Source organism: Rahnella sp. RFA10(1/100), assembly GCF_004195115.1.
GTDB classification, from domain to species: domain Bacteria; phylum Pseudomonadota; class Gammaproteobacteria; order Enterobacterales; family Enterobacteriaceae; genus Rahnella; species Rahnella perminowiae.
On the sequence record NZ_SEWR01000001.1, the window covers coordinates 38,106 to 61,497 of the forward strand.

Consider the following 23,392-nt stretch of genomic DNA (forward strand, 5'->3'; position numbering starts at 1 on the left):
TTATTCCAGAGGTTCGAATTTAAGGCTGGAGAGCGGCTGTACTTTGTCTTCGCGCACCATTTTGTATTTGGTATTTGGCCCGATCCAGGTATCCCAGATTTTATCGATGGTGCCGTCGTCATCCATCGCTTTCAGGCTGCTGTTAACCTTCGCCAGCAATGCCGGTTCGTCCTTTTTCATGCCGACGCCAATCGGCTCCAGCGCCATCGGCTCTTTGATCATCCCCAGTTCAATGCCGTCTTTTCCGGCCTGAGAAATCATTTTGATGGCGGTCATGGTGTTGGTCACAAAGCCCACCGCTTTATTCTGTTCCAGCGCCAGAAAGGCCGACGCAGCATCCTGGAAGGTTACGGCTTTTGCGCCTGCCAGATAAATCGATTGTTCAGACGTTGTGCCTTTGGTGGCGCTGATGCGTTTGCCTTTAAAATCCGCACGAGTTTTATCGACGTTGGGCTTTTTCACCACCAGCACTTCTTTCGCCACATAATACGGGTCGCTGAACTGAATCTGTTGGCCGCGAGTTTTGGTATACGCCAGATTGGCAATCAGCACGTCGGCGCGCCCAGTGGCGATCACCGCAATGCGCGCCTCAATAGACGTCGGCATCAGATTGAGTTTTACGCCCATCTGTTTGGCTAACGCCGTACATAAATCGACGTCCATGCCCGCAAGCTGGCGCGTTTTCGGATCCGGCGACGAGAACGGCGGCACATCGGAATACACGGCACAATTGAGTGAACCGCGTGCCTGAATATCAGAAAGAACATCCGCTTTCGCAGAGGAAAAGGCCGCCATCAGTGGCAACGCCAGCAAGGAACAAGACAGTAACTTCAGTTTCATCATTCATTCTCCGGGATTTTTTAATTAGCAGTGTGTGACGACAACTTCCCCTGGCTCACTGTGAGCAAAACTGGCTGCGGTTTCTTTATGAGTCAGCCCGACTATATAAGCTCACCCTGGCGTTGTATAAGAAGTAAACCCTGTATGGCGATACGCTTTTTGTATGACCGGGAAAAAGGCAGCTCTGCCAGAATAGCGGACAGATTCATCCCGCTGCTCACCAGGAACGAAGGTTAATAATGAACGCCAGAATGGGTATTTCGCTAAAAATATTATCAGCCCTGTGTGCCACATTAATGCTGGCCTGCGTGAAAGGGTTAGGCGGAAATATACCTACCGGAGAAGTGATATTTTTTCGCTCTTTCGTTGCCTTATTCCCGCTGCTGATCTGGCTCAAATTGCAGGGCCCTGTTTCCCCGCAAATTAAAACGAAGAATATATTCGGCCATTTAATTCGCGGTTTTTCCGGCACGGGTGGAATGTATTTTAACTATCTGGCGTTAGTGTATATCTCGCTGGCGGATGCCACGGCGATAAGCTACGCCGCGCCGCTATTTACGGTGGTCATGGCCGCGGTTTTACTGCGTGAAAATGTTCACGCAGCCCGCTGGCTGGCGGTGGGCATCGGTTTCACCGGCATTATCGTCATGCTGTGGGCGCATCTGACAGACAGCGGTTCGCTGCTGTCGGGCAGTGTTAAGCAGGTTTCAGCGGGGCTGGGCGTGATTCTGGCGCTGCTGGCGGCGATGTGTACGGCCGTCTCTTCGGTGCAAATCCGTTTTTTAAATGGCATCGAAAGACCGGGCGCGATCGTTTTCTACTTCTCGCTGATGACCATGCTGATTGGTCTGGCGACGATTTTCTTCGGCTGGAAAATCCCGACTACCTTGCAGCTTTTACTGCTCATCGGTTGCGGATTTTTTGGTGGAATGGCACAGATCCTGATTACGCTGAGCCTGCGTTACGCCGATGCGTCGCTGCTGGCGCCTTTTGATTACACCACGATGGTCTGGTCGATGATGCTTGGTTTTCTGTTCCTCGACAGTTTTCCATCATCTTCTACGCTGGCCGGTGCGTCAATCGTGGCCGCAGCCGGGATTTTCGCCTTATTGAGTGAGAGGCGTATAAACAGAACGGCTATTATCAAATCAGCAAAGTAGGGGAGTAAGGGGGGCGGTAAGCATCCTGATCTCATCCAGGATATCTCAAACGTGCGTGGAACTAAAACAGGTGTGCTTACATAATGGCTACGCGAATTTTAGCCAAGCCAGCACGGCAATAACGAATTACATCACAGGATATTACAGCCAGCTCAGACCCCATCAATATAATGGTGGTTTGACGCCGAATGAATCAGAAAGATTGTTCTGGAAAAACTCTAAAGCCGTAGCCAGTTTTTGTTGACCAGTACAGACCTCATACTCATTTTCCTCCAATCAGAAACGTCCTTCGTGCTAACCCATCCTATTCAGCAAAATCGCAAGGCATTGTCCGTTTTGTGATCTGTATTGCAGTACGTGTTTAATAAATTGTACTACAATTTTCATGAAAATTAAGAACAATAGTTGTGAATCGTACGGTGATCTTGCGACGCATAGGCGCGATACAGGTAAAGTACCCGGCAACTTTTCCTTTTATTCTTTTGTGGAGCCTCTATGAGTAGCCAGGAGTTGAGCAAAACCGATCGCATTATTCTCGAGATAGGGCAGCAAATCGTCAGTGGCAAATATGCCCCAGGGTCTGCATTGCCAGCGGAAACCGAGTTGTGCGAAGAGTTCCAGACGTCACGGAACATCATTCGTGAAGTGCTTCGCTCGTTGATGTCGAAACGGCTGGTGGAGATAAAGCGTTATCGCGGTGCTTTTGTGGCTTTACGCAACCAGTGGAATTATCTGGATACCGATGTTTTGCAGTGGTCGTTGGCGAATGATTATGACCCGCGGCTGATCCCGGCGATGAGCGAGGTGCGTAATCTGGTTGAACCGGTCATTGCCCGTTGGGCTGCGGAAAGGGCGACCTCCAGCGAATTAGCGGTTATTGAAAAGGCACTTAACGATATGATCGCCGATCACCAAAATCGTGACGCATTCAATGAGGCTGATATCCGTTTTCACGAAGCGGTACTGGCGTCGGTGCATAACCCGGTGCTGCAACAACTCAGTGTGGCGATAAGTTCCTTGCAGCGTGCCGTATTTGAACGGACCTATATGGCCGATGAAGCCAACATGCCGCGCACATTGAAGGAGCATCAGGATCTGTACGATGCGATACGGCATCAGAACGCAGATGCAGCAGAACAGGCGGCACTGACAATGATCGCCAGCTCGACCAAAAGGCTGAAGGATATTACATGAGAGAAAGTTATATCGCCATTGACTGGGGTTCGACCAACTTGCGCGCCTGGCTCTACCTGAACGGTGAATGTACCGATCACCTGGAGTCAGAAGCGGGGGTTACCCGGCTCAATGGCCGTACTCCTGAACAGGTTTTCCGCGACACACTTTTACCCTGGCAAGCTCATCAGGTGCCGGTTCTGATGGCTGGAATGGTTGGCAGCAACGCAGGATGGATGACGGTGCCTTATCTGCCTTGCCCGACGCGGCTGACTGATTTGTCCAGACAGTTAACACGGGTGGAGCAGGCTACACCGTTCAACGCGTGGATTATTCCCGGTCTGAGTGTGGTCAGCGAGGGTAATTGCAATGTCATTCGCGGTGAAGAAACACAGTTAATCGGTGCTTATACAGAATGTCCGGCTTCGCTTTATCTGATGCCGGGAACGCACAGTAAATGGGTACAGATGGACGGTAGCGAGATTGTTGATTTCCGCACCGTCATGACAGGTGAACTCCACCATTTGCTGATGCACCATTCGCTGATTGGTATCGGGCTGACTGAGCAACAGGCGAATCCGGCGGTATTCCAGCAAGGGCTGGAGAGTGGTTTCAAAGAAACCAACATTATTCGTAGTCTTTTTGAGACCCGCGCGGCGCATGTGTTAGGGCAATTAGATAAAAGCGCCGTCAGTGAATGGCTATCGGGGTTGTTGATCGGCAATGAAGTGTCGCAAATGCAGCGGCAATACGGCATCACTGGCGATCAGCCCATCACCTTAATTGGGAGTCCCAAACTGACCGCACGTTACCAGCAGGCATTGAAGTTTGCCGGACTGTCCTGGCAAACGCTGGAAGGCGATCGCGCTTTCCAGACAGGTATAAGGAGTATTATCAATGAGTTGGAATACTAAGCTTCCGTTAATCGCCATTCTGCGCGGTATCACACCACAAGACGTTCAGGCGCATGTGACAGTATTGCTGGAGGCAGGTTTTGATGCAGTGGAGATCCCACTCAACTCGCCTGACTGGCAGCGCAGCATCAGTGAAACGGTGAAAGAGTTTGGGCATCGGGCGCTGATTGGTGCCGGGACGGTTTTACAATCTGCGCAAGTTGATGAACTGAATGCAATGGGTAGCCGTCTGGTGGTCACCCCTAATATTCAGCCGGAAGTGATTCGTCGGGCTGTGGGGTATGGCATGACCGTTTGCTCTGGTTGCGCGACCGCGACGGAAGCCTTCAATGCACTGGATGCGGGCGCTCAGGCGCTGAAAATCTTTCCTTCTAACGCATTTGGACCGGATTACATCAAAGCGTTGAAAGCGGTGCTACCGCCAGAAATTCCGGTCTTTGCCGTGGGGGGGATCACTCCTGAAAATTTACATCTCTATCTTAATGCCGGTTGCATCGGTGCAGGGTTGGGAAGTGATCTCTACCGTGCCGGACAGTCTGTTGAACGTACGACACAACAAGCTAACGCCTTTGTTAAAGCTTATAAGGAATCAACCCGATGAAAGTGACCAAACTAACCACCTACCGGCTACCGCCGCGCTGGATGTTCCTGAAAATAGAAACTGATGAAGGCATTGTCGGTTGGGGAGAACCGGTTGTTGAAGGCCGTGCCCGCAGTGTGGAGGCTGCTGTGCATGAGCTGTCTGAATATGTGATCGGACAGGATCCGGCGCGCATCAATGACATTTGGCAGACCCTCTATCGCGGTGGATTTTATCGCGGTGGGCCGATTCTGATGAGCGCGATTTCCGGTATCGATCAGGCACTGTGGGACATTAAGGGCAAAGCCCTGGGCGTTCCTGTTTATCAACTGCTCGGTGGTCTGGTTCGCGATAAGATTAAAGCCTACAGTTGGGTTGGCGGCGACCGCCCGGCAGATGTGATTGAAGGCATTAAAAAGTTGAAAGGCATTGGTTTTGATACCTTTAAACTCAATGGCTGCGAAGAAATGGGCATGATAGACAATTCACGTAAAGTTGACGATGCCGTCGCCGTCGCCGTCGTGGCGCAAATACGTGAAGCATTCGGTAACAGCATTGAGTTCGGACTCGACTTCCATGGCCGTGTCAATGCACCTATGGCGAAGATTCTGATCAAAGAGCTCGAACCTTACCGTCCGCTATTTATCGAAGAACCGGTACTGGCCGAACAGGCAGAATACTACCCTCGTCTGGCTGCTCAGACACATATTCCCATTGCTGCCGGTGAACGTATGTTCTCGCGCTTTGAGTTCAAACGTGTATTGGCCGACGGTGGTTTAGCCATTATCCAGCCGGATTTGTCGCACGCGGGTGGGATCACGGAATGCTTTAAAATTGCGGCGATGGCAGAGTCTTACGATATTTCGCTGGCACCGCATTGTCCGTTGGGGCCGATCGCACTGGCTTCTTGCCTGCATCTGGATTTTGTGGCGCGTAATGCGGTATTCCAGGAGCAGAGTATGGGTATCCATTATAATAAGGGTGCCGAATTATTGGATTATGTCATTAATAAAGAAGATTTTACCATGACGGATGGTTATTTCTATCCGCTGAATAAACCCGGACTGGGCGTTGAAATTAATGAGGAGTTGGTGATTGAGCGCAGTAAGAATGCCCCTGACTGGCGCAACCCAATTTGGCGTTATGAAGATGGTGCTGTCGCCGAATGGTAACCTGTTCTATATATTTTAAGTAACAGAGATAACAAGTAAAACCATATCAATAAAGCAATTAATAATAATATCGATATATCCGTATTTGTTTTTTAATCCACATTAGGTGGGATGGCCATCTTATGCCCTGACACCAGGGACAGACTCATTAAGGTGATAATAATGAACATCGATCTGTGCTCTACAACACTAAAAAAATTAAACGCAAAAATAATACCTTTTATTATTATTTGCTACTTTGTTGCCAATCTGGATAAAACCAATATATCCGTTGCGGCACTGCAAATGAATGCCGATTTAGGCTTGTCTGCCAGTATGTATGGCCTGGGTGTCGGTATGTTCTATATCTCCTACATTATTTTTGAAATACCCAGTAACGTCATTATGACGCGGGTTGGTGCACGCATCTGGATTGCGCGCATCATGATTACCTGGGGGGTTGTCAGCGCCGGGATGTCACTGGTCCATACGCCGACACAATTGTATGTGATGCGCTTTTTGCTGGGTATGGCAGAAGCCGGGTTTACACCGGGGATTATCTACTATATCTCCTGCTGGTTTCCCAAGAGCAACCGCGCCCGTGCCATGTCGTTCTTTTATATGGGATCGGTGCTGGCGTCAGTGATTGGATTACCGATTTCCGGCAGTATTCTCAATATGCACGGCATTGCCGATATCGCGGGCTGGCGCTGGCTGTTTGCGATGGAAGGCATCCCGGCCATCATTCTCGGCTGTCTGGTTCTGTTACGTCTGCCGGATACGCCAAATCATGCCACCTGGTTGAGTGCGGACGAGAAAAAATGGCTGAACACCCGGTTACAACAAGAGAATAGTGACGTAGAAGTAGGGAAACATCATTCATGGGCCAGTGCGCTCAGGAATAAAGTGGTATTGATGTTGAGTCTGGTGTGGTTCCTGCAAGCATTTTGCTCAATTGGTATTACACTCTTCCTGCCGCTCATTATTAAAAGTGTGGCTACAGAACAGAGTAATTTTGTTATTAGCGTTTTGTCGGCCATTCCTTTTGCCTTTGCCGCGATCTTTATGTACGTGAATGGACGCCATTCAGATCTTACCAAAGAGCGCTCGCTGCATCTGGGGGTGCCGTTAATTATTTCCGGCTTACTGCTGGCTGCCTCGATATATACCAGTAACCTCTTTGTTGCCTATATTATGCTGGTATTGACCGTCGGCTTTAACTTCGCGCTGACCCCGATATTCTGGGCGGTAACGACCGAAAAATTAGCGGGTGTTGCTGCGGCGGCTTCTATCGCTTTCATTAATGCCATTGCCAACTTTGCCGGTCTGGGATTGCCGCCATTGCTGGGGAAAATAAAGGATGTCACCGGCAGTTTCCATTATGGCTTATTGATCATTGCTACGGCACTGGTTATCGGCGGCATCGTCGGTATCTATGTTGGCCGTCCGGCTAAAGTAATAGCGACAAAATCGTCAGCCTCGTCATTATCGCAACACTAAGGTCTTGTTATGAAGAATATCGCGGTTAAACAGAAAATATTGAAGCAGGCATCGCTGCCAGATCAGTTGAATGCACAACTGAACGCGCTATACGATGTGTATGAATACAACGACATGGCCGCAGGGGAGTTTGACCGGCTGGCCGCCGAGTTTCGTGTAGTACTTACTAACGGCGAAGCCGTGGTCAGTCGCGAATTTATGGGACGGCTACCTAACCTTGAACTTATCAGCGACTTTGGTGTTGGCTATGACGGTATTGATGTTGCCGCAGCAAGAGAACGTGAGATCGCTGTGACCCATACCCCCGGCGTATTGACGGATGACGTCGCCGACCTGGCCATGGGGTTGATACTGGCAACGTCACGCCAGATCCCTGGAGCACAACGCTTTATCGAACAGGGGGCATGGCAGAAGGGAGGTTATCCCTGGACCCGCAAAGTCTCAGGAGCGCGGTTAGGCATTATTGGCATGGGGCGTATTGGGCGTGCTATCGCCAAACGCGCGGCTGCATTTAATATGTCGATCGCCTATACGGATCGCGCAGCACTTGCCGACATGGATTACACCTTCCATGCGACATTGCTATCGCTGGCCGGGGCGAGTGATTTTCTGGTGGTCTGTACCAACGGTGGTGCAGAAACCCGCTGCCTCGTTAATCGCGATGTATTGAATGCTCTGGGCGCAGAAGGCATTCTGATCAATATTTCCCGTGGATCGGTCGTCGATGAGCGAGCGCTAGTTGAAGCCATCGAAGAGGGGACACTCGGGGGAGCCGGTCTTGATGTTTTCTGCGACGAACCGCACGTCCCGCACGCATTGTTACACCGGGCAAATGTGTTGGTCACGCCGCATATGGCCAGTGCTACCTGGGCGACGCGCAAAGAGATGTCGCGTCTGGTGCTGGAAAATGTCAACGCCTATTTTGCTGGCGAGCCGTTGGTGACGCCTATTCCGCAGTAACCGAGTGAAAACGTATTCTGCATTTAAATCAAAGCGTGGCGTGAAGTCGCGCTTATTTATTGTCAGCGTTAAGCCACCTCCCGGGAGGAGGTGATTATCCCTGTGAGGCTTTAGCCTGAAGGAGGTCCATGTCAGCTTACTCACCACAAGTCCCGTTTGGGGGATAATCACGTTGTTCTTTCGCAGTCATCGCCGTCCGGGACTGACCACTGAAGGGCGCATCTGTCTGCGGGCAATACGGCCAGCTTTCAGCCAGATAAAAGGTATCGTACTTGTTCCCATTACTCTTATGCGCGAAGAACAGGAGAGGGGCTTGCTGATTGTCCCGCAGGAAATGCCGATTAGTTCACTGATTGCGTATTACCTTGTATACAAGAAGTTCGCCATATTACAGAAGATAAGTCGCCGCTTCCGTAACTGGATAACGACTACCGCAGCAGCAGCCAGGAATGAACATTCAGATAAACTAGGGAATGTCAGAATGCATCACCGCATTCATCAGCGCTAGCAACAGATGTACCAGTGCTGATAAACCCATCAGTACGGTTATGGGGGCCTGCGTGCATGAGAATATCAGCCCGGCCAGCGCGATGCCCACCAGGGAACCTGTTTGCCTGAAAGTGGTATGTATGGCTGAGGCGGTACCTGCTGTGTCCCGCGTTCTGCCTGCAAGTACGACTGCGGTCATTGGCGGTACGGCAAACGCCACGCCACCTGCGAGCAGGGCCATTGAGATAAAGACCAACAGGGTTATCTGTCCGTTTAGCAATATCATTCCTGCATAACCCGCGCTGCCTGCGAGAAGGCCTGTGACCATTTGTTTTTTTATTCCCCAGCGCCGCATTAACCGCCCGGCGGACAGATTGCCTACGAAGAGAAAAAATGCCAGCGGCATTAACGGTAGCGCACTCTGGCCCCATTCCTGTTCCGGGAGCTGTATCAGGACCCAGCTCAGACAGCCCAGGGTGGCCATCGCCAGAACCTGGCCGGTGAAATCCAGCGCCCGTAAACGGGATGGCAAGGCAGCAGGCAACAGCCTGTAACCGGAACAGATGCCGTACAGACCCACAGGCAGATTGATGAGAAAGATGCTGCGCCAGCCGAAATCCCCCACCCGAACACCGCCAAGCACCGGGCCTGCCGCCGCCGCAACGGACACCAGACCGCCAAACATGCCGATTGCCTGCTGTCGTGCATGCCTGTCGGGGATTAATGACGACAACATCAAAATCTTCAGACTGAAGATAGCAGGCTGCATCGGATTCCAGACCTCCTATTGCTTCCATCAGGATGAGTTTTATACTATTTCTATTTAAAGCCTTGATTATGCTAATAAAAATATCATTATCATTTGACACCGTTAACTGACTGACAATATGACTGTTCGCAATGTCCAGAATGCTTTTAGGTACATCAATTCCCGCGCAATTAAAATGGCAGGTCAGATTCAAAAAAATTCCACATGATATTCAAATAATTTGAATATTTTTTGAAAGATCGAACATTTCCCCTCAAAGGCATTACAGGCTGCGGAAAACCTCGGTTTCCATCCTCATTCTGTAAAAATCATATTGGCTAATCGAAGAATAATGTTCAAAAAAAATTCTTGACATGAGTTTACTGAACGTAAGGATATGTCAACCTCTGTTTGATAATGGTAATGTTAATCAAAACCATTACCAATTACATACATTACCATTCAGGGTTGAAGATGAAATATAACAAGATAGCCTCGGCGCTCGCCGTGATTCTGGCAGGAAAATTCGCTTACGCAGCAGATCAAACTATCGTGGTATCCGGTAACGTGCTTGGGGACTCGCGCGCCGAAGAGGTGAAAACCTGGGCTGGTAGCCGGACTGTGATAAGCAACGACCAATTGCAGAAAGGCGCGAATCGCACGCTGGATGACGCGTTACAACGCGTTCCTGGCGTGAAAATTCAGGACGAAACGGGCACTGGCGTGTTGCCGCAGATCGCGGTTCGCGGCCTTTATGACAGCCGTAGCGGTCGCGCACAGATCCTTGAGGACGGTATTCCGCTGGCGCTAGCACCCTACGGTCAGGAAGGGATGTCGTTATTCCCGGTGACGTTCTCTACCATCGACCGCATTGACGTAGTGCGCGGCGGTGCAGCGGTGCAGTATGGCCCGAATAACGTCGGCGGCGTGATCAACCTGATCAGTAAGCCTATCCCTGTGAAATGGGAAAATGAAATCGGTGAGCGCGCTACCTTCTACGGCAAAGGGCGAAATCTGTGGGATACCTATCTACGGACTGGCGGCATGCTGAATGATGATTTCGGGCTGCAGGTGGAGGCCAACCAGGTGAAAGGCAGTTCGTTCCGCGAGCACAGTGACAGTAAAGTACAGAACTTCCGCGTGCGCGGCCTGTGGAATATCAATGAAGACACCACGTTAAATCTTTCTTATCAGTACTATGACGCGCATGCCGATCTGGCCGGTGCGCTTTCCACTGAGGATTATCTGAGCGATCGCCGTCAAAGTACTCGTCCGTATGATGATTATGACGGCCACACGAAGCGATACAGCGCGGTATACAACCAGCAGTTGGGATCGCTCGGTTTCATCGATTCGGCGGAATTTAACTGGATGTTCTTCGGTCATGAATCAGACCGTGATTTCCATGTTGGGATGAGTAAAATTCCGGGGCAGAACTTCAACCCGGCGCTGCCTGCCGATATCGTGCAAAACTCCCCACGTAATTTCAAAGTATGGGGTACCGAGCCCCGTATTAGCCTGGATGTCGATGGTGACAAGGTGAACCAACAATGGATCATCGGTGGGCGTTTCGTCAGCGAAAAAGTGGACTATCAGGTGCGTCAGCAGGCGCTGGCGACCGGGGTCACGACGGTGACGCGCGACTGGAATTTTGATGATAAAGCCTGGGCGGGGTATATCAGTAACGCCGTGAAATTGTTTGGCGATACCCTGACCATTACGCCAGGCATGCGCTACGAGAACGTCAGTGAAAAATATGTGGATAAAACGAGCGGCCAGCGTACTTCTTCGCCGGATACACAGTGGCTGCCGGGGTTGACCGTTGGCTATCAGTTGGCACCAGAGTGGTTCCTGTATGCTGATATGCAAAAGAGTTTGCGTCCCGCGCAAGTGACACAGATTGTGAAGGGCGGGGATGTCAGCTCAGAACTGGCATGGAACTATGAAAGTGGCGTGCGCTACACGCCCATGGACAACCTCAGTCTGCATGCGGGCCTGTATCGTATCGATTATAAAGATCAGATTTCCTATGACAGCACCTCTGACAGCTACCTGAACATTGGTCGCACTCGTCATCAGGGCGTGGAGCTGGAAGGTTTCTGGAGCCCGGCAGCGGTCGACGGGCTGAAACTGCACGCCGGTTATGCCTATTTGCAAGCTGAGCAGCGTAATGGCGTCAACCGTGGCAAAGAGGTGCCCTATGCTTCCCGCACCCAACTGACGCTGGATGGCAGCTATGAATGGCGCGGTACCACGTTATCACTGGCGAGTTACTACTTCAGTAAATCCTTTGCTGATGCAGCAAACTCGGTAAGCGAAAACAGCACCGGTTCGGTTGGCGAGATGCCGTCTTACTGGGTGTGGAACACGCAAGTGAGCCGCGATTTGTATAAATCTGGCAGCACGGTAATGAATGGTTATATTGGGGTGAACAACCTGTTCAATCGTGACTACTGGTTCCGTGGCGTTGATACCAGTCCGTGGGGACGCCAACCGGCGCCAGGCCGTTCAGTGACCGCGGGTGTTAGCGTGAAATTCTAAACCTGATAAGCCCGCTCGTACTGAGCGGGCTTAGTGTTTATAGCTGGATGAAAAACAAGCCGCGATAGGGCATGCCGATAAAATCACGATAGAGTGCTTCAAGATCGGCTTGCGGATCCACATCGGCAAATGACTGCGGATGGAACAGTTTCGCCATTGCCTCCAGCGCCACGACGTTGAATGGACTGTCGTAGAATTGATGGTAGATGGCCATGACGCGATGTCCGTTTGCCACCGGCAATACACTCAACATGGGACGCTGCATGAGTGCCTGCAAACGTGGCAGGGTAGTTGCTCGCGTCGCGTCATAACCGAGGGGAACGGCCAGCGACGTCCTACCGCGCTGGCTCCAGTCCGCGCCACTCATCAGATAAATATCCGGACGTGCAACGATCAGCAACTCCGGGCTAATGTCCGCGCCTTGTGGCGGCACCTTATCGGCAATCAGGTTGCGCCCACCGGCGGCTGGAATGAACTCGCCGAAACTATCACGACCAAATACCGCGCAGCAATTCATGCCGCTCATCCCTGCATGATTCTCAAACACCACGCCAGGCCACTGATCTTGTGGGATTGCCGCAACGCGTTCCTGGGTGCGCGCCAGCAATTGATTCCAGCGCTGAATAAAACGTTCGGCATTCTGGGTTTCGCCGGTCACTGTCCCCAGCAGGCGCAGACTGACCGGTGTGTTGGTCAGTGGCTTGTGGCGAAAGTCGATAAAGATCACCGGGATGCCACTTTTTTCCAGTAGTGCCAGCGTACCTTCGCCGCGCAATTTCGCCAGGATACCGATATCAAAGACCACCAAATCCGGTTTTAACGTCATCGCCTGCTCAACGCTGAACGTACTGCGATACGGATTGATAAATACAGGAATATCGCTTAACCGTGGGTATTGACGAGCAAAGTAGCGGGCCATATCGGGCGCACGGGTTTTTAACGAATCGTCCCAGGCCACAATCCCTTTCAGCGCATCGCCAGGATGCAACAAACTCATCGTCAGTAACATGCGACTATCGGCCAGTATGATGCGTGTTGCCGGGGCATTGAGCGTCACATTTCGCCCGGCAAGATCGGTGACGGTGACCGGCTGTGCCATGCCGGACACAGGCCAAAGCAGGATAGAAAACAGTAAAAGCCACTTGCCTCTCATTAATCTTTTCTCTTTTTGAAAAATCCGCTGTTGAAGTTTTTCTAACGTGATGTTGATGCACGTTATCGTCGTTAAAGGGGAATTACGTCTAAATATCGGGGAGATACCTTAGGGTGCAGGTAATCCAGCCACACAAGTTAAGGTAGATAAGTCACCGTCACACAGTGAATATAGTTAACTATTCTTGTCAAATCATTTGAAAAAGATCGACAGAATGGTAATGATAATGCAAACGATAAGCATTATTAAATGGGTTTCGCATGATTTCTCTGACTTCACCTGATGAACGTCTGCAGTCGCAATCAGCGCTGTATGGCATCCTCAACTCCGTTCCGCATCCGACTATTGTCGACATGATTGCTACCGCGGGTTATGACTTCGTTCTGCTTGACCTGGAACACTTACCACACAACGAAACACTGTTAAGCCACTGCATTCAGCTGGGGCAACTCAAGGGGTGTATTCCTCTGGTGCGTATCACTGTGGATGACATTCCGCGCGCCGGCCGCATTCTCGATATGGGTGCGCATGGCATTGTGCTGGCACGTACCGAAAATGCACAACAGGTGAGTGCGCTTTGTGATGCGATGTTCTTCCCGCCGTTGGGTACGCGCGGCATCACCGGTGGCAGTGTCACTGGTTTTGGCACGATGCCGCTCGGCGATTACATCGGCCATGCGAATGAGAAGTTGTGGCTGGTACCCATGATTGAGACGGTGCCCGGCATTGACGCCATCGATGAAATCCTGCGTATTCCGCAAGTGACACTGGTGATGGAAGGAGCACTGGACCTGGCAATGAGTATGCAGCTCGGCCCGCAACCGTCGCATCCTGATGTTGAAATGCACATCCGCTTACTTGCCAGCCGCTGTATCGCCGCAGGGAAGCGTTTCTGTGCTAATCCCCGCACACCGCAACAGCAACAGTTTTGGCGTAGTCAGGGTATTGATTGCTGGTTATGCGGCGAAGACCGCGGCTTCCTGTTTCGCACCCTGAAACAACACCTTACCGATTTTGTTTCCCCTAATCCTTAGTTTCTGAAACCAAAACAGGTATGCACATGTTCAACCACAAGCCCTATGTAATCATTAGTCACGTCGTTAACGCGGCGGTGATCGAAGGCTTTATCCCTGCGGCGCAGCGTCTCGGTTATCCGGTGGTGCTGCTCACCGACCACGCTATGGCACACAATCAGGTGCTGGATGACAACGTCTGCGTGATTGAGTGTGAGGTGTTTAACCCGCTTTCAATCCTCGATGCGCTGACCGAGTGGGGCATTACGCCTGCCGCATTGTTCTCCAATAGCGATCACCTGCAAACCGCCACGGCCATTGCCGCCACGGCCCTCGGGCTGCCAGCAAAAAACTGGCAAATTTGCTATGCCGCGAAAGAAAAGTGGCGTATGCGCCAACGGTTACAGGCGCATGGACTGCCGTCGGTGTGGTCAAGCCAACTGCTGCCCAACGAAGCGCCGCACGCCAACTGGCCCTGGCCTGTGGTGATCAAGCCGGGTCAGGGGGTGGCTTCAATGGATGTGCGTTTGCTGGACGATCTCGCCAGCTGCCAGCACTATCTCGCGTCGCTGTCGTCGCGTCAGACGCTGCTGGTCGAAGCATTTATGCAAGGCCCGCTGTTCACGTTGGAAACGCTGGGTGACGGTAACGAGCTGGTGGCGGTCGGTGGCTTCGATGTCGAACTCTCCCCACCACCACATTTTGTTGAAATGGCCGCGCGCTGGGGCGGTGAGCACAGCGTGCGCTGGAAACAGCAGGCATTAGATCAACTGCGCCAGTTTGGTGTCGGTTTTGGCGTCTGTCACAGCGAGTTTATCGTTACCGATAAGGGTCCCGTGCTGGTGGAGATCAACTATCGCAGCATTGGTGATGGACGCGAATTTCTGCTTGAACGCCTGCTGCCGGAAGGCTGGTTCACGCCGATTCTGTGCCTGCATCTCGGTGAGCCGCTGCCGCCAGTGAAACCAGCGCGGGGGGAAGCGCTGATCCACTATCTGGTGGCGCAACAGAGCGGCACGTTACAGCTTGCACCGCAGCCCGCCGCCGCACCGGGGTTACGTTATCGCCCGTTAAAAGCGCAGGGCGAACGCATTGAACTGACTCATTCCAATAAAGATTACCTCGGCGTCCTTTATCTTGAAGCCAGCGATACTGCGCAACTGGAGCAACTCACTGCCTGCACTTTAGCGGCACTGAAATGGGAGGTTGCGTAATGAACCAGCACGATTACATCACGCTGCGCATCATCAATGCCAGCCTGCGCGAAGACGTTGGCGGTCTGGTAAGTACAGGCCGCATTACCGAACAGGATGATCAGCAGTGGCTGGTTTATGAGGCGGCGCAGCACAAGCTGCGATTAGCGGTACGTGCCAGCGATTATATGCAGCGCTGGCAGGCGATTTATCCGCACTGGGAAGTGCAAACCCTAACAGGTTGGCAGCAACAGTCCGGTTATACCGACTGGCTGGCTGTGCTGATGCCCGATCAGCAGGATGAAACCCGTCAGCTTTTCGCTACTTATAAAGAAGAAGCTGATGCCGCCGTGATACAGGGTGAACTGTGTGCCACGGCGTTTGCCACGCAACGTGAGGCCTTGCTGCGTGCACCGACATCGATGCACTGGGGCGAACGTCTGCGCCATGCCGATCAGTTGGCGAGTTTCCTCGATCATCCATATTACCCCACGGCGCGCGCGAAGTTTGGCTTCAGCGAGGACGATCTGCGTCAGTACGCGCCGGAGTTTTGCCCGTCGTTCCACCTGCGTTGGCTGGCGCTGCCGCGCGGACAGCTGTCGCTCACCGTGCCGCAGGCAAAACCTACCTGGTGGCCACTGCCGCAGCAGGTCGGGTTGGATGCCCGACTGCAGCAGGATTATGAGCTTATTCCTCTCCATCCGCTGACACTGCGTCATCTGAGCGATCTGCCTGCCGGCGCGATCATTGCGCCGCAAGCCTGGCTTGAAGTCTATCCGACACTGTCGGTACGCACCGTTCAATTGGCGGATTATCCCACCGAACACCTTAAAGTGCCGCTCAGCATGCGCACCCTCGGACAGAAAAACATCCGCCTGATTAAAGCGTCCACTCTGTACGACGGGCAGTGGTTTGCCGAGGTGCTGTCGGCGATTGGTGAACAGGACAGCCTGTTGCGCGGCAAATACCGTCACGTGGATGAGCGTTTCTGCGGCCATGTGGCGGAAAATAAGCAACTGGCGTTCCTGCTACGCCGCTACGCCGCACCGCGCAGTGGCGAAACGTTGTTACCGGTGGCGGCGCTCGGCAGCACATTGCCGGACGAACGGCTATATCTCGTTTCGCTGCTGGAACAGCCAGGCATGCCGGATGCTGCCAGTTGGTGGCGCGAGTACTGCCAGCTGATGGCGGATGTGCACCTGACGTTGTGGCTGCGCTACGGTATTGCACTGGAATCCAACCAGCAAAACGCGGTACTGAGTCTGACGCCAGGGGAGCCGCTGACGCTGGTGATGAAAGATAATGATGCCGCGCGCATTTTCCCGCAGCGCTTCAAAGCCGCCTGTCCACAACTGGCGGAACGTGTTCAGCAACTGCGCGATGAGCGTATTTGCGTGCAGGAGGATCTTTCGCTGGCGCAGATGTTTATCACTATAACCCTCCAGCTGTGCCTGGCGGCGGTGTTGGAGAGCCTTGCTGCGGCGAAGCTACTCGATCGTGAAGCCGCTTATGACACGCTGCGAAGTGCGCTGGAAAACAGCCTGGCACGGCTGGACAGTGAAGGTGTTGATACCGCCTTTGCCAGAGAGCAGTTGTTTGCCTCTGCAACCCAGCCGGTGAAATACCTGATGCTGAGTGGCAGCCTGCTGAGTAAGCAGGCATCCGGTGCGGCGGATATCAACAAATTCTACGGCCAGAGCGGACCGAATTTCCTGCAGCGAGGCGATCGCTGATGCGCAGCACGCTAATGGCGGTGCTGGCTTGCCATTTTCTTGCGGCGTTCACCGTACTTGGCGTGCCGCTCTATTTACCGCGTTTGTTGTCAGCGTTTGGCATCGGTGAGCAGAGTCTGTGGGCCGGTGTGCTGTTCAGCTTACCGGCGGTGATGACGGCACTTTCATCGGCATATTGGGGGCGGTTTGCCGATCGCTACGGTCGGCGTCTGTCGCTGCAGCGCGCACTGGTTGGGCTGACGCTGGCGTTTATTCTGGCTGGCATTGCCCCCTCGCTACCCTGGCTGATTGTGGCGCTTGCGTTACAAGGTCTGGCCGGCGGCACGCTGGCGGCGGCTAACGGTTATCTGTCTCTGCACATGCGCGGTGATGCGCTGGCGAAAGCACTCAACTGGACACAGTTCTCGGCGCGTCTGGCGTTGTTGAGTGCACCGCCGCTGATGGGAGGCATTCTGATGCTGTTGCCTCATATCGGACAGCGTCTATGGTTGGGATTAGCCTTTTTGCCGCTGTGCGGATTGCTGCTCAGTCTACGCTTGCCCGCTGACGTGGCCATTTCACCCAACCCTCACGCCAAAGAAGCGGTCAGCGGCAAAAATCCGCTGCTGCTGTGGACCATGCAGTTCTTGTTCAATTTCGCCATGGTGGTGACCTTTCCCTATTTTTTGCCCTATGCCGCGCACTGGCTGCATCAGGAGGTGTTAATCGGTGTGTTCTACAGCTGGCCGCATCTGATCTATTTGCTGTTGTTGCCACTGTGGCACCGGCTGAGTGGCCGCAGCACGTTCTTCCTGCCAGGGTTGGTGCTGATCGCGCTGGCCGCGCTGTGGCATACACAGATCGCAGGTCCGCTAACCCTGCTGGCGGCACGCACCCTTTTTGGCATCGGCATATTACTGGCCTATAGCGGTGCCAATCAGATGTTGAGTGACAGCATTCGCCAGCACAACGCGGGTAGGCAGTTTGGGCAAATCGATGCCGCTGGTAAATGGGCTGGCGTGGCTGCGGGTATCAGTTCGGGCTGGCTTGTCGTGCATTTCTCGCTGCTGACGCCGTATCTGGCGTCAGCGACAGCGGCACTGTGCGGCGTCGCTATTTTTATTCTTTCATCCTTACGAGGTTCAGGTTATGTCCGTATCACTCGCAGTTCGTGAACACCCGCGACTGACGCCAAAAGTCGCGCCAGAGCGTGAGCAGGCGGAATTTGCTGGTCTGACAGCGCTGCTGAATTGCTATATTCGTGAATTCGCCCGACCGGCTGGACGTATCAGCCTGGTGCGCCAGGGGAACATTCCGCTGTCTCTGGCAAGTCGCATGGTGTCCGGCGAGGTCGTTTTGCTTGAGCTGGCAGGGTCGGATGGCACACTGTTGGCCATCCGTGCTACACGCTGGAGCCTGCTCGGGCGTGGTGATTTTACCGGCACGCCTTTTATCAAACAATTTGGCCGCTCATGGCGTGCCATACGTTGCAGCGAGGCGATGGCGTTTCTGGTCAACGATATGGTGCATCAGACCGGTCAGTTGCCGGATCTTGAACTGATGGACCAGATTGAGAACAGCGTGCAGGTGGCCAGCTTGTTTTTGCAACATTTGCCGGAAGATACCGGGCAACACGGGTATATCCGCAGCGAGGAGAGTCTGCTGTGGGGACACCCTATGCATCCCAGCCCGAAAAGCCGTCAGGGCCTGACGCCCCAGGCGTTGCTGGCCTGTTCACCCGAAGTTTCCGCACGTTTCCCTTTGTTCTGGTTTCGTATCCATCCTTCACTGTTGCAGGTGCGTGGCAGCGCGCCAATCACAGCGATGCTCGAGCAGCTCAATGGCGACCACTGCTATCCGTGCCATCCATGGGAAGTGTCCCATATAACTGAGTCGGCATTGTACGCCCGGGCGCTCAATGCGGGGCTGATTACACCGCTCGGCCTGATCGGCCCGACATTCTCTGCCACTTCGTCGGTGCGTACGCTGTATCGCGCCGATCTGCCGTACTACCTGAAATGTTCCATTCATGTCCGCCTGACTAACTGCGTGCGCAAAAACGCCTGGTACGAGTTGGAGAGCGCGGTGGCACTGAATGAATTACTCGAGAGTCATTTTGCCCGCCTGGAAGCACAAACGCCGGGCTTTCACATCATGCGCGAACCGGGGGCAAGCAGTCTGGACTTCTCCGTGCTGGCGCAAGCGGGTGAAACGGATGAGGTGCGCCATCTGCAGGAGTGCTTCGGCATTTTATACCGTGAGAACCTGGGTGATGAACAACCGTGGCTTGCTGCCGCGCTGTTTGCCCTCGACCGCCACGGAAATAGCCCATTGCAGGTCGTCATTCAGCAACTCAGCGCAGCGCAGACGATTCCCCTACAGCAGGCCAGTCTTCTATGGCTGGAACGCTATCTGGCACTTTTGCTGCCAGGGGTGCTGGAGGCTTTCTTTAGCGAAGGTCTGGTGTTCGAGCCACATCTGCAAAATGTGTTGCTGGCGATGGAAAACCATCTGCCAACAGCTGTCTGGGTACGGGATCTGGAAGGCACTAAGCTGACAAGTGAACACTGGGCGGCCAGCGATCTGGCGATGATGTCAGAACGGGCACGCCAGTCGGTCTGGTACAGCCGTGAACAGGGCTGGCGGCGTGTGGCGTATTGCCTGTTGATCAACCATCTTTCCGAAGTCTTATTCCGTCTGGCTGACGGTGATCGTCAGTTGGAGCAGGTGCTGTGGGATCTGTTGGCCGGGCAACTGGCACGCTGGCAACTGCAGCCGGAGATCGCCGACATCCTGTCGGGCGGTGCGATTCCGTCGAAAAACAACCTGAAAACCCGCCTGTTGCAGAAAGCCGATAAGCATGCAGATTACACCATGATGCAACACCCGATGAGGAGCGCCCAGTGACGCCGTTAGTGTTAAAGACGTTGCAGCAATTGCAGCAACAGCGTGCAGAACCCTTCTGTGCCTACGTTTACGATCTTGATGCATTGTCTCAGCACATCAGTGCGATGCGCAGTGCACTCCCTGCGGGCTGCGAGTTATTTTATGCTGCTAAAGCGAATCCGGAAGCCCCCGTGCTACACACGCTGCATGAGTATGTTGATGGTTATGAAGCAGCCTCAGGGGGAGAGCTCAACTGGCTGCGTGAGCAGGTGCCGGACAAACCGCTGATTTTCGGCGGACCAGGCAAGCTGGAGAGCGAATTGCAACAGGCAGTGCAGTTGGGCGTAGAGGTATTGCACGTTGAAAGCCTGACTGAGTTGCATCGACTGCAGGCGATTGCGCTGCGCGAGAATCAAACCGTTTCGGTGCTGCTGCGGATGAATATCGTGCTGGATGGTATCGGCGGCACACGCCTGATGATGGGAGGAAAACCGACGCCATTTGGCCTCGACGAGCAGGAGTTGCCTGCTGCGCTGCACGAGATAGCTGCATCCCCCTTGATTAAACTGCGCGGCTTCCACTTCCATCTGATGTCGCACCAGTCGGATGTCGATAACCATCTGGCGCTGATTCGCCTCTATCTGGAGAAAGTGCGCAACTGGTGTGATGAATGGCAATTAGACGTGGATCTGATTAACGTGGGCGGTGGGATGGGTATCAACTATCTTGATCCTGAACAGCATTTTGACTGGGCGAACTTTTGCCAGCGTCTGCCGGATGTCATGCAGATCAGTCAGGCCCTGGGCTGGACGCTACGTTTTGAATGCGGACGTTACATCGCCGCAGATTGCGGTTATTACGTGATGGAAGTGCTTGATGTGAAGAAAAACCTCGGTGAATGGTTTGCTATCGGGCGCGGCGGCACACATCACTTTCGCACACCTGCGGCACAGAACCATAACCATCCGTTTAGTGTGCTGCGCCGTGAACAGCATGCGGCGTGGATTACGGATCAACACGTGACCGTAGTGGGTCAGCTATGTACGCCAAAAGATGTGCTGGCGCGCCAGCAACCGATTGCCGCCCTGGCTGTAGGTGACTGGCTGGTGTTCAGCCTGGCAGGGGCATATGCCTGGAATATTTCCCACCAAAACTTCCTGATGCACAACCCGCCGGAGGTATTTTGGCTGAGCAAGTAAATTCTTTGAATCTGAATCATATGGCTTATGGTGAAGAAGTCTGAAAAGCAAAAAGCCTGCTTAGCTTCCTATGCAGGTTTTTCTAAAAATGGATCTCTGACTAGGATAACCTTTATCAGTGGCTGGCTCATAAATAAGCTAAATATAAAAATCACCTCCTGTCAAAACCATCACTTGTTGCGGATAACATAAATCTAGTTTGAGCGAGCCTTGCCATATGTGGATTTGCCGACATTCATTGCCGTTGCAGCGGCGGCAACGGTGTAGTGCTGATCGAGTACAAGCTGGGCAGCTTCGAGGCGAAACTCGGGGCTAAAATTGCGTCTGTTACGTCCGGTCATAATGTCACCTGTTTTGACTGTGAGGTGATGATATCACCTCTATTCAGGTGGCCAAATTCAGTGTGCCACTACAAACAGACCTAATCCGTTTCCGTGAATAGTTTTGTATAAGAAGAGGACCTCACACTTTCGATTCACGCAGGTTAATTCGGTTGAAGATGCTCATAAACGGCTTAACAATTTCTCCGAGTTGAAGCCAGAAAAATGCCGTACCAGTACAGACTGATACGGCTATTTCTGTGGTTTATTTTGTCAGAGGGGTTATCCCATTGCGCAACTGATTTCCTTCCCACAAATATAAGGTGGAGCATACGCTTTCCGGCACATATCCAGATAATCCGACCACCATTGCATCATCGCTTTACGGGCATCGAGATATTCTGCTTTATGGATGTAAGCCGCTCGAACGCTGTTACGCTCCTGGTGACTCATCTGCCGTTCAACCGCATCCTGTGCCCATAGGCCAGACTCCATCAGGGCACTACAGGCCATTGCCCGAAATCCGTGGCCGCAGATTTCATCTTTTGTGTCATAGCCCATCAGGCGTAGCGCCTTGTTGACCGTGTTTTCACACATCGGTTTATACGGATTGTGATCGCCGGGGAATACCAGCACCTGATGACCGGATATTTCCCGTATCTGTTTCAGAATAGCGATGGACTGACGGGAGAGTGGAACGATATGTGGAGTACGCATTTTTGCACCACGCCCAGAGTAGCGGACACCGGGGATGGACTCGCGAGTGGCAGGAATGGTCCAGATTCTATTTTGGAAATCGATCTCAGACCAACGGGCGAAGCGCAGCTCGCTGGAGCGGATGAATAGGTGAAGGGTGAGTGATACGGCCAGGCGGGTTAACTCTCGTCCTTGCTTGTAGTCCTCAATGCGTGCCAACAGTTCCGGCAGTCGCTCCAGCGGAAGGGCGGGGTAGTGGCGTTTAACGGGAGGGGCGATGATACCCTCCAGATTTGCCGCCGGATTGTTCTCTATCAACTCCTGATGTACGGCATGACGCATGATGTTGCACATATGCTGCCGGGTACGTGCTGCGACTTCCAGCAGACCTTTTTGCTCAATGCCTTTCAGCACGTCGATAAAATGGCGAGGTTTCAGTTCAGTTACCGGCAGGTGTCCAATCACAGGAAATATATGATTGTTCATGCTGGCAAGCAGACGGGTTGCATGGTTCTCTGACCATGTACGGTTCACTCCAGTGCCACATACTTGAAAGTTTTTTCTGGCGAGGAAGTGGCTCTTTCAGCAGAGCGCTGTTGTGCTGGATTGATATTATGCGCCAGCAATTTACGGATACCATCACGTTGTTGACGGGCATCAGCCAAAGATACATCAGGGTAGGCACCCAAGCCGAGGCGTGATTCTTTTCTATTGATACGATATTTGAGATACCAGAGACGTGAACCGCCGGGATTGATCAAAAGGTACAGGCCGTGAGAATCGGAAACTTTGAAGGGTTTAGCGGATGGCTTTAAGCTGCGGATTTTTGTGTCGTTAAGAGACATTTGGGGGTCACTCCGTCATCGAACCAACATGACCCCAAATCTGACCACCAAATTCTCCCGATGCAGAGGAAAAACTAAAAATGCATCGGGAAGATTTTTCGCGCTAACTTATTGAATCTAAATCACATAAGGATTCGCAAAGAGGCATGAAAACAAGAATTTGGCTCCTCTGACTGGACTCGAACCAGTGACATACGGATTAACAGTCCGCCGTTCTACCGACTGAACTACAGAGGAATCGTGTGAACGGGGCGCATAATATCCAGAGGGCTCCGGAGTGTCAACGCTAAATTCGTTAAAAACATCCGACTGCTCAGCA

At 52.7% G+C, this 23,392-nt stretch carries 17 protein-coding genes, 1 tRNA gene and 4 pseudogenes; 15 read left to right on the forward strand and 7 right to left on the reverse strand.

The annotated features are described in order from the left end of the window. Positions 1–840: a transporter substrate-binding domain-containing protein gene (locus tag ETV65_RS00180; RefSeq protein WP_129952101.1), complete on the reverse strand. Its 840-nt coding sequence runs from the start codon at positions 838–840 to the stop codon at positions 1–3. A gap of 239 nt (positions 841–1,079) precedes the next feature. On the opposite strand from ETV65_RS00180, the gene ETV65_RS00185 reads away from it, so the two are divergent. From ETV65_RS00185 to ETV65_RS00220, 8 genes and pseudogenes are all read left to right on the forward strand, one after another. Beyond that, on the forward strand, positions 1,080–2,000 hold the full coding sequence (locus tag ETV65_RS00185; protein WP_129951008.1) for a DMT family transporter: 921 nt from the start codon (positions 1,080–1,082) through the stop codon (positions 1,998–2,000). A gap of 85 nt (positions 2,001–2,085) precedes the next feature. Further along, a pseudogene (locus tag ETV65_RS00190) lies at positions 2,086–2,244 on the forward strand (IS3 family transposase); the annotation flags it as partial. A gap of 251 nt (positions 2,245–2,495) precedes the next feature. Then, the gene (gene dgoR / locus ETV65_RS00195; RefSeq protein ID WP_013575998.1) at positions 2,496–3,194 is read left to right on the forward strand and encodes a D-galactonate utilization transcriptional regulator DgoR; all 699 of its coding nucleotides are present in this window, start codon (positions 2,496–2,498) and stop codon (positions 3,192–3,194) included. Then, complete coding sequence (locus ETV65_RS00200; RefSeq protein ID WP_129951009.1) at positions 3,191–4,087, forward strand: 2-dehydro-3-deoxygalactonokinase; 897 nt, start codon at positions 3,191–3,193, stop codon at positions 4,085–4,087. Before dgoR ends, ETV65_RS00200 begins: the two co-directional genes overlap by 4 nt. After that, positions 4,071–4,688 carry a 2-dehydro-3-deoxy-6-phosphogalactonate aldolase gene (locus ETV65_RS00205; protein ID WP_129951010.1) on the forward strand — a complete coding sequence of 206 codons (618 nt, stop codon included), beginning with the start codon at positions 4,071–4,073 and terminating at the stop codon, positions 4,686–4,688. The genes ETV65_RS00200 and ETV65_RS00205 overlap by 17 nt, the downstream gene beginning before the upstream one ends. Further along, complete coding sequence (dgoD, locus tag ETV65_RS00210; protein ID WP_129951011.1) at positions 4,685–5,839, forward strand: galactonate dehydratase; 1,155 nt, start codon at positions 4,685–4,687, stop codon at positions 5,837–5,839. The genes ETV65_RS00205 and dgoD overlap by 4 nt, the downstream gene beginning before the upstream one ends. A 162-nt stretch (positions 5,840–6,001) precedes the next feature. After that, positions 6,002–7,318, forward strand: coding sequence for an MFS transporter (locus tag ETV65_RS00215; protein WP_129951012.1), 1,317 nt, complete (start codon positions 6,002–6,004; stop codon positions 7,316–7,318). A gap of 9 nt (positions 7,319–7,327) precedes the next feature. Then, entirely contained in the window at positions 7,328–8,278 is a 951-nt protein-coding gene (locus ETV65_RS00220; protein ID WP_129951013.1) for a 2-hydroxyacid dehydrogenase, read from the forward strand. Between the two features lie 466 nt (positions 8,279–8,744). Here ETV65_RS00220 and ETV65_RS00225 read toward each other — a convergent pair whose 3' ends face one another. Both ETV65_RS00225 and ETV65_RS25050 read right to left on the reverse strand, forming a co-directional pair. Further along, entirely contained in the window at positions 8,745–9,536 is a 792-nt protein-coding gene (locus tag ETV65_RS00225) for an MFS transporter (RefSeq protein WP_129951014.1), read from the reverse strand. After that, positions 9,475–9,723: pseudogene (locus ETV65_RS25050) on the reverse strand (IS110 family transposase); the annotation flags it as partial. The pseudogene ETV65_RS25050 and the gene ETV65_RS00225, both read right to left, overlap by 62 nt. Before the next feature lie 266 nt (positions 9,724–9,989). On the opposite strand from ETV65_RS25050, the gene ETV65_RS00230 reads away from it, so the two are divergent. Further along, a complete protein-coding gene (locus ETV65_RS00230) occupies positions 9,990–12,056 on the forward strand; it encodes a TonB-dependent siderophore receptor (protein WP_129951015.1) in 2,067 nt (688 codons plus the stop codon). Positions 12,057–12,093: 37 nt separating this feature from the next. Here ETV65_RS00230 and ETV65_RS00235 read toward each other — a convergent pair whose 3' ends face one another. Further along, positions 12,094–13,209, reverse strand: a complete 1,116-nt coding sequence (locus tag ETV65_RS00235) for an ABC transporter substrate-binding protein (RefSeq protein WP_129951016.1) — start codon at positions 13,207–13,209, stop codon at positions 12,094–12,096. 260 nt (positions 13,210–13,469) lie between these two features. On the opposite strand from ETV65_RS00235, the gene ETV65_RS00240 reads away from it, so the two are divergent. The 6 genes from ETV65_RS00240 to ETV65_RS00265 are packed head-to-tail and all read left to right on the forward strand — an operon-like array spanning position 13,470 to position 21,212. Beyond that, positions 13,470–14,243, forward strand: a complete 774-nt coding sequence (locus ETV65_RS00240; RefSeq protein WP_129951017.1) for an aldolase/citrate lyase family protein — start codon at positions 13,470–13,472, stop codon at positions 14,241–14,243. A gap of 26 nt (positions 14,244–14,269) precedes the next feature. After that, positions 14,270–15,436, forward strand: coding sequence for a siderophore biosynthesis protein PvsA (locus ETV65_RS00245; RefSeq protein ID WP_129951018.1), 1,167 nt, complete (start codon positions 14,270–14,272; stop codon positions 15,434–15,436). Next, positions 15,436–17,148, forward strand: a complete 1,713-nt coding sequence (locus tag ETV65_RS00250) for an IucA/IucC family protein (protein WP_129951019.1) — start codon at positions 15,436–15,438, stop codon at positions 17,146–17,148. Before ETV65_RS00245 ends, ETV65_RS00250 begins: the two co-directional genes overlap by 1 nt. Then, entirely contained in the window at positions 17,148–18,302 is a 1,155-nt protein-coding gene (locus ETV65_RS00255) for an MFS transporter (RefSeq protein WP_129951020.1), read from the forward strand. Before ETV65_RS00250 ends, ETV65_RS00255 begins: the two co-directional genes overlap by 1 nt. Then, on the forward strand, positions 18,277–20,034 hold the full coding sequence (locus tag ETV65_RS00260) for an IucA/IucC family protein (RefSeq protein WP_129951021.1): 1,758 nt from the start codon (positions 18,277–18,279) through the stop codon (positions 20,032–20,034). Before ETV65_RS00255 ends, ETV65_RS00260 begins: the two co-directional genes overlap by 26 nt. Continuing rightward, complete coding sequence (locus tag ETV65_RS00265; RefSeq protein WP_129951022.1) at positions 20,031–21,212, forward strand: type III PLP-dependent enzyme; 1,182 nt, start codon at positions 20,031–20,033, stop codon at positions 21,210–21,212. Before ETV65_RS00260 ends, ETV65_RS00265 begins: the two co-directional genes overlap by 4 nt. A 218-nt stretch (positions 21,213–21,430) precedes the next feature. On the opposite strand, the pseudogene ETV65_RS00270 reads toward ETV65_RS00265, so the two are convergent. From ETV65_RS00270 to ETV65_RS00280, 3 genes and pseudogenes are all read right to left on the reverse strand, one after another. Continuing rightward, positions 21,431–21,590 (reverse strand): annotated as a pseudogene (locus ETV65_RS00270) (transposase); the annotation flags it as partial. 224 nt (positions 21,591–21,814) lie between these two features. After that, positions 21,815–23,073 (reverse strand): annotated as a pseudogene (locus ETV65_RS00275) (integrase arm-type DNA-binding domain-containing protein). A 161-nt stretch (positions 23,074–23,234) separates the two neighbouring features. After that, positions 23,235–23,310 (reverse strand) — tRNA-Asn (locus ETV65_RS00280). Positions 23,311–23,392 lie beyond the last annotated feature (82 nt).

What these genes read in the sequence shown, in the direction of transcription:
- ETV65_RS00180 (WP_129952101.1), bottom strand. Translation starts at nt 840, where the DNA reads ATGAAACTGAAGTTACTGTCTTGTTCCTTGCTGGCGTTGCCACTGATG.
- ETV65_RS00185 (WP_129951008.1), top strand. Translation starts at nt 1,080, where the DNA reads ATGAACGCCAGAATGGGTATTTCGCTAAAAATATTATCAGCCCTGTGT.
- dgoR (WP_013575998.1), top strand. Translation starts at nt 2,496, where the DNA reads ATGAGTAGCCAGGAGTTGAGCAAAACCGATCGCATTATTCTCGAGATA.
- ETV65_RS00200 (WP_129951009.1), top strand. Translation starts at nt 3,191, where the DNA reads ATGAGAGAAAGTTATATCGCCATTGACTGGGGTTCGACCAACTTGCGC.
- ETV65_RS00205 (WP_129951010.1), top strand. Translation starts at nt 4,071, where the DNA reads ATGAGTTGGAATACTAAGCTTCCGTTAATCGCCATTCTGCGCGGTATC.
- dgoD (WP_129951011.1), top strand. Translation starts at nt 4,685, where the DNA reads ATGAAAGTGACCAAACTAACCACCTACCGGCTACCGCCGCGCTGGATG.
- ETV65_RS00215 (WP_129951012.1), top strand. Translation starts at nt 6,002, where the DNA reads ATGAACATCGATCTGTGCTCTACAACACTAAAAAAATTAAACGCAAAA.
- ETV65_RS00220 (WP_129951013.1), top strand. Translation starts at nt 7,328, where the DNA reads ATGAAGAATATCGCGGTTAAACAGAAAATATTGAAGCAGGCATCGCTG.
- ETV65_RS00225 (WP_129951014.1), bottom strand. Translation starts at nt 9,536, where the DNA reads ATGCAGCCTGCTATCTTCAGTCTGAAGATTTTGATGTTGTCGTCATTA.
- ETV65_RS00230 (WP_129951015.1), top strand. Translation starts at nt 9,990, where the DNA reads ATGAAATATAACAAGATAGCCTCGGCGCTCGCCGTGATTCTGGCAGGA.
- ETV65_RS00235 (WP_129951016.1), bottom strand. Translation starts at nt 13,209, where the DNA reads ATGAGAGGCAAGTGGCTTTTACTGTTTTCTATCCTGCTTTGGCCTGTG.
- ETV65_RS00240 (WP_129951017.1), top strand. Translation starts at nt 13,470, where the DNA reads ATGATTTCTCTGACTTCACCTGATGAACGTCTGCAGTCGCAATCAGCG.
- ETV65_RS00245 (WP_129951018.1), top strand. Translation starts at nt 14,270, where the DNA reads ATGTTCAACCACAAGCCCTATGTAATCATTAGTCACGTCGTTAACGCG.
- ETV65_RS00250 (WP_129951019.1), top strand. Translation starts at nt 15,436, where the DNA reads ATGAACCAGCACGATTACATCACGCTGCGCATCATCAATGCCAGCCTG.
- ETV65_RS00255 (WP_129951020.1), top strand. Translation starts at nt 17,148, where the DNA reads ATGCGCAGCACGCTAATGGCGGTGCTGGCTTGCCATTTTCTTGCGGCG.
- ETV65_RS00260 (WP_129951021.1), top strand. Translation starts at nt 18,277, where the DNA reads ATGTCCGTATCACTCGCAGTTCGTGAACACCCGCGACTGACGCCAAAA.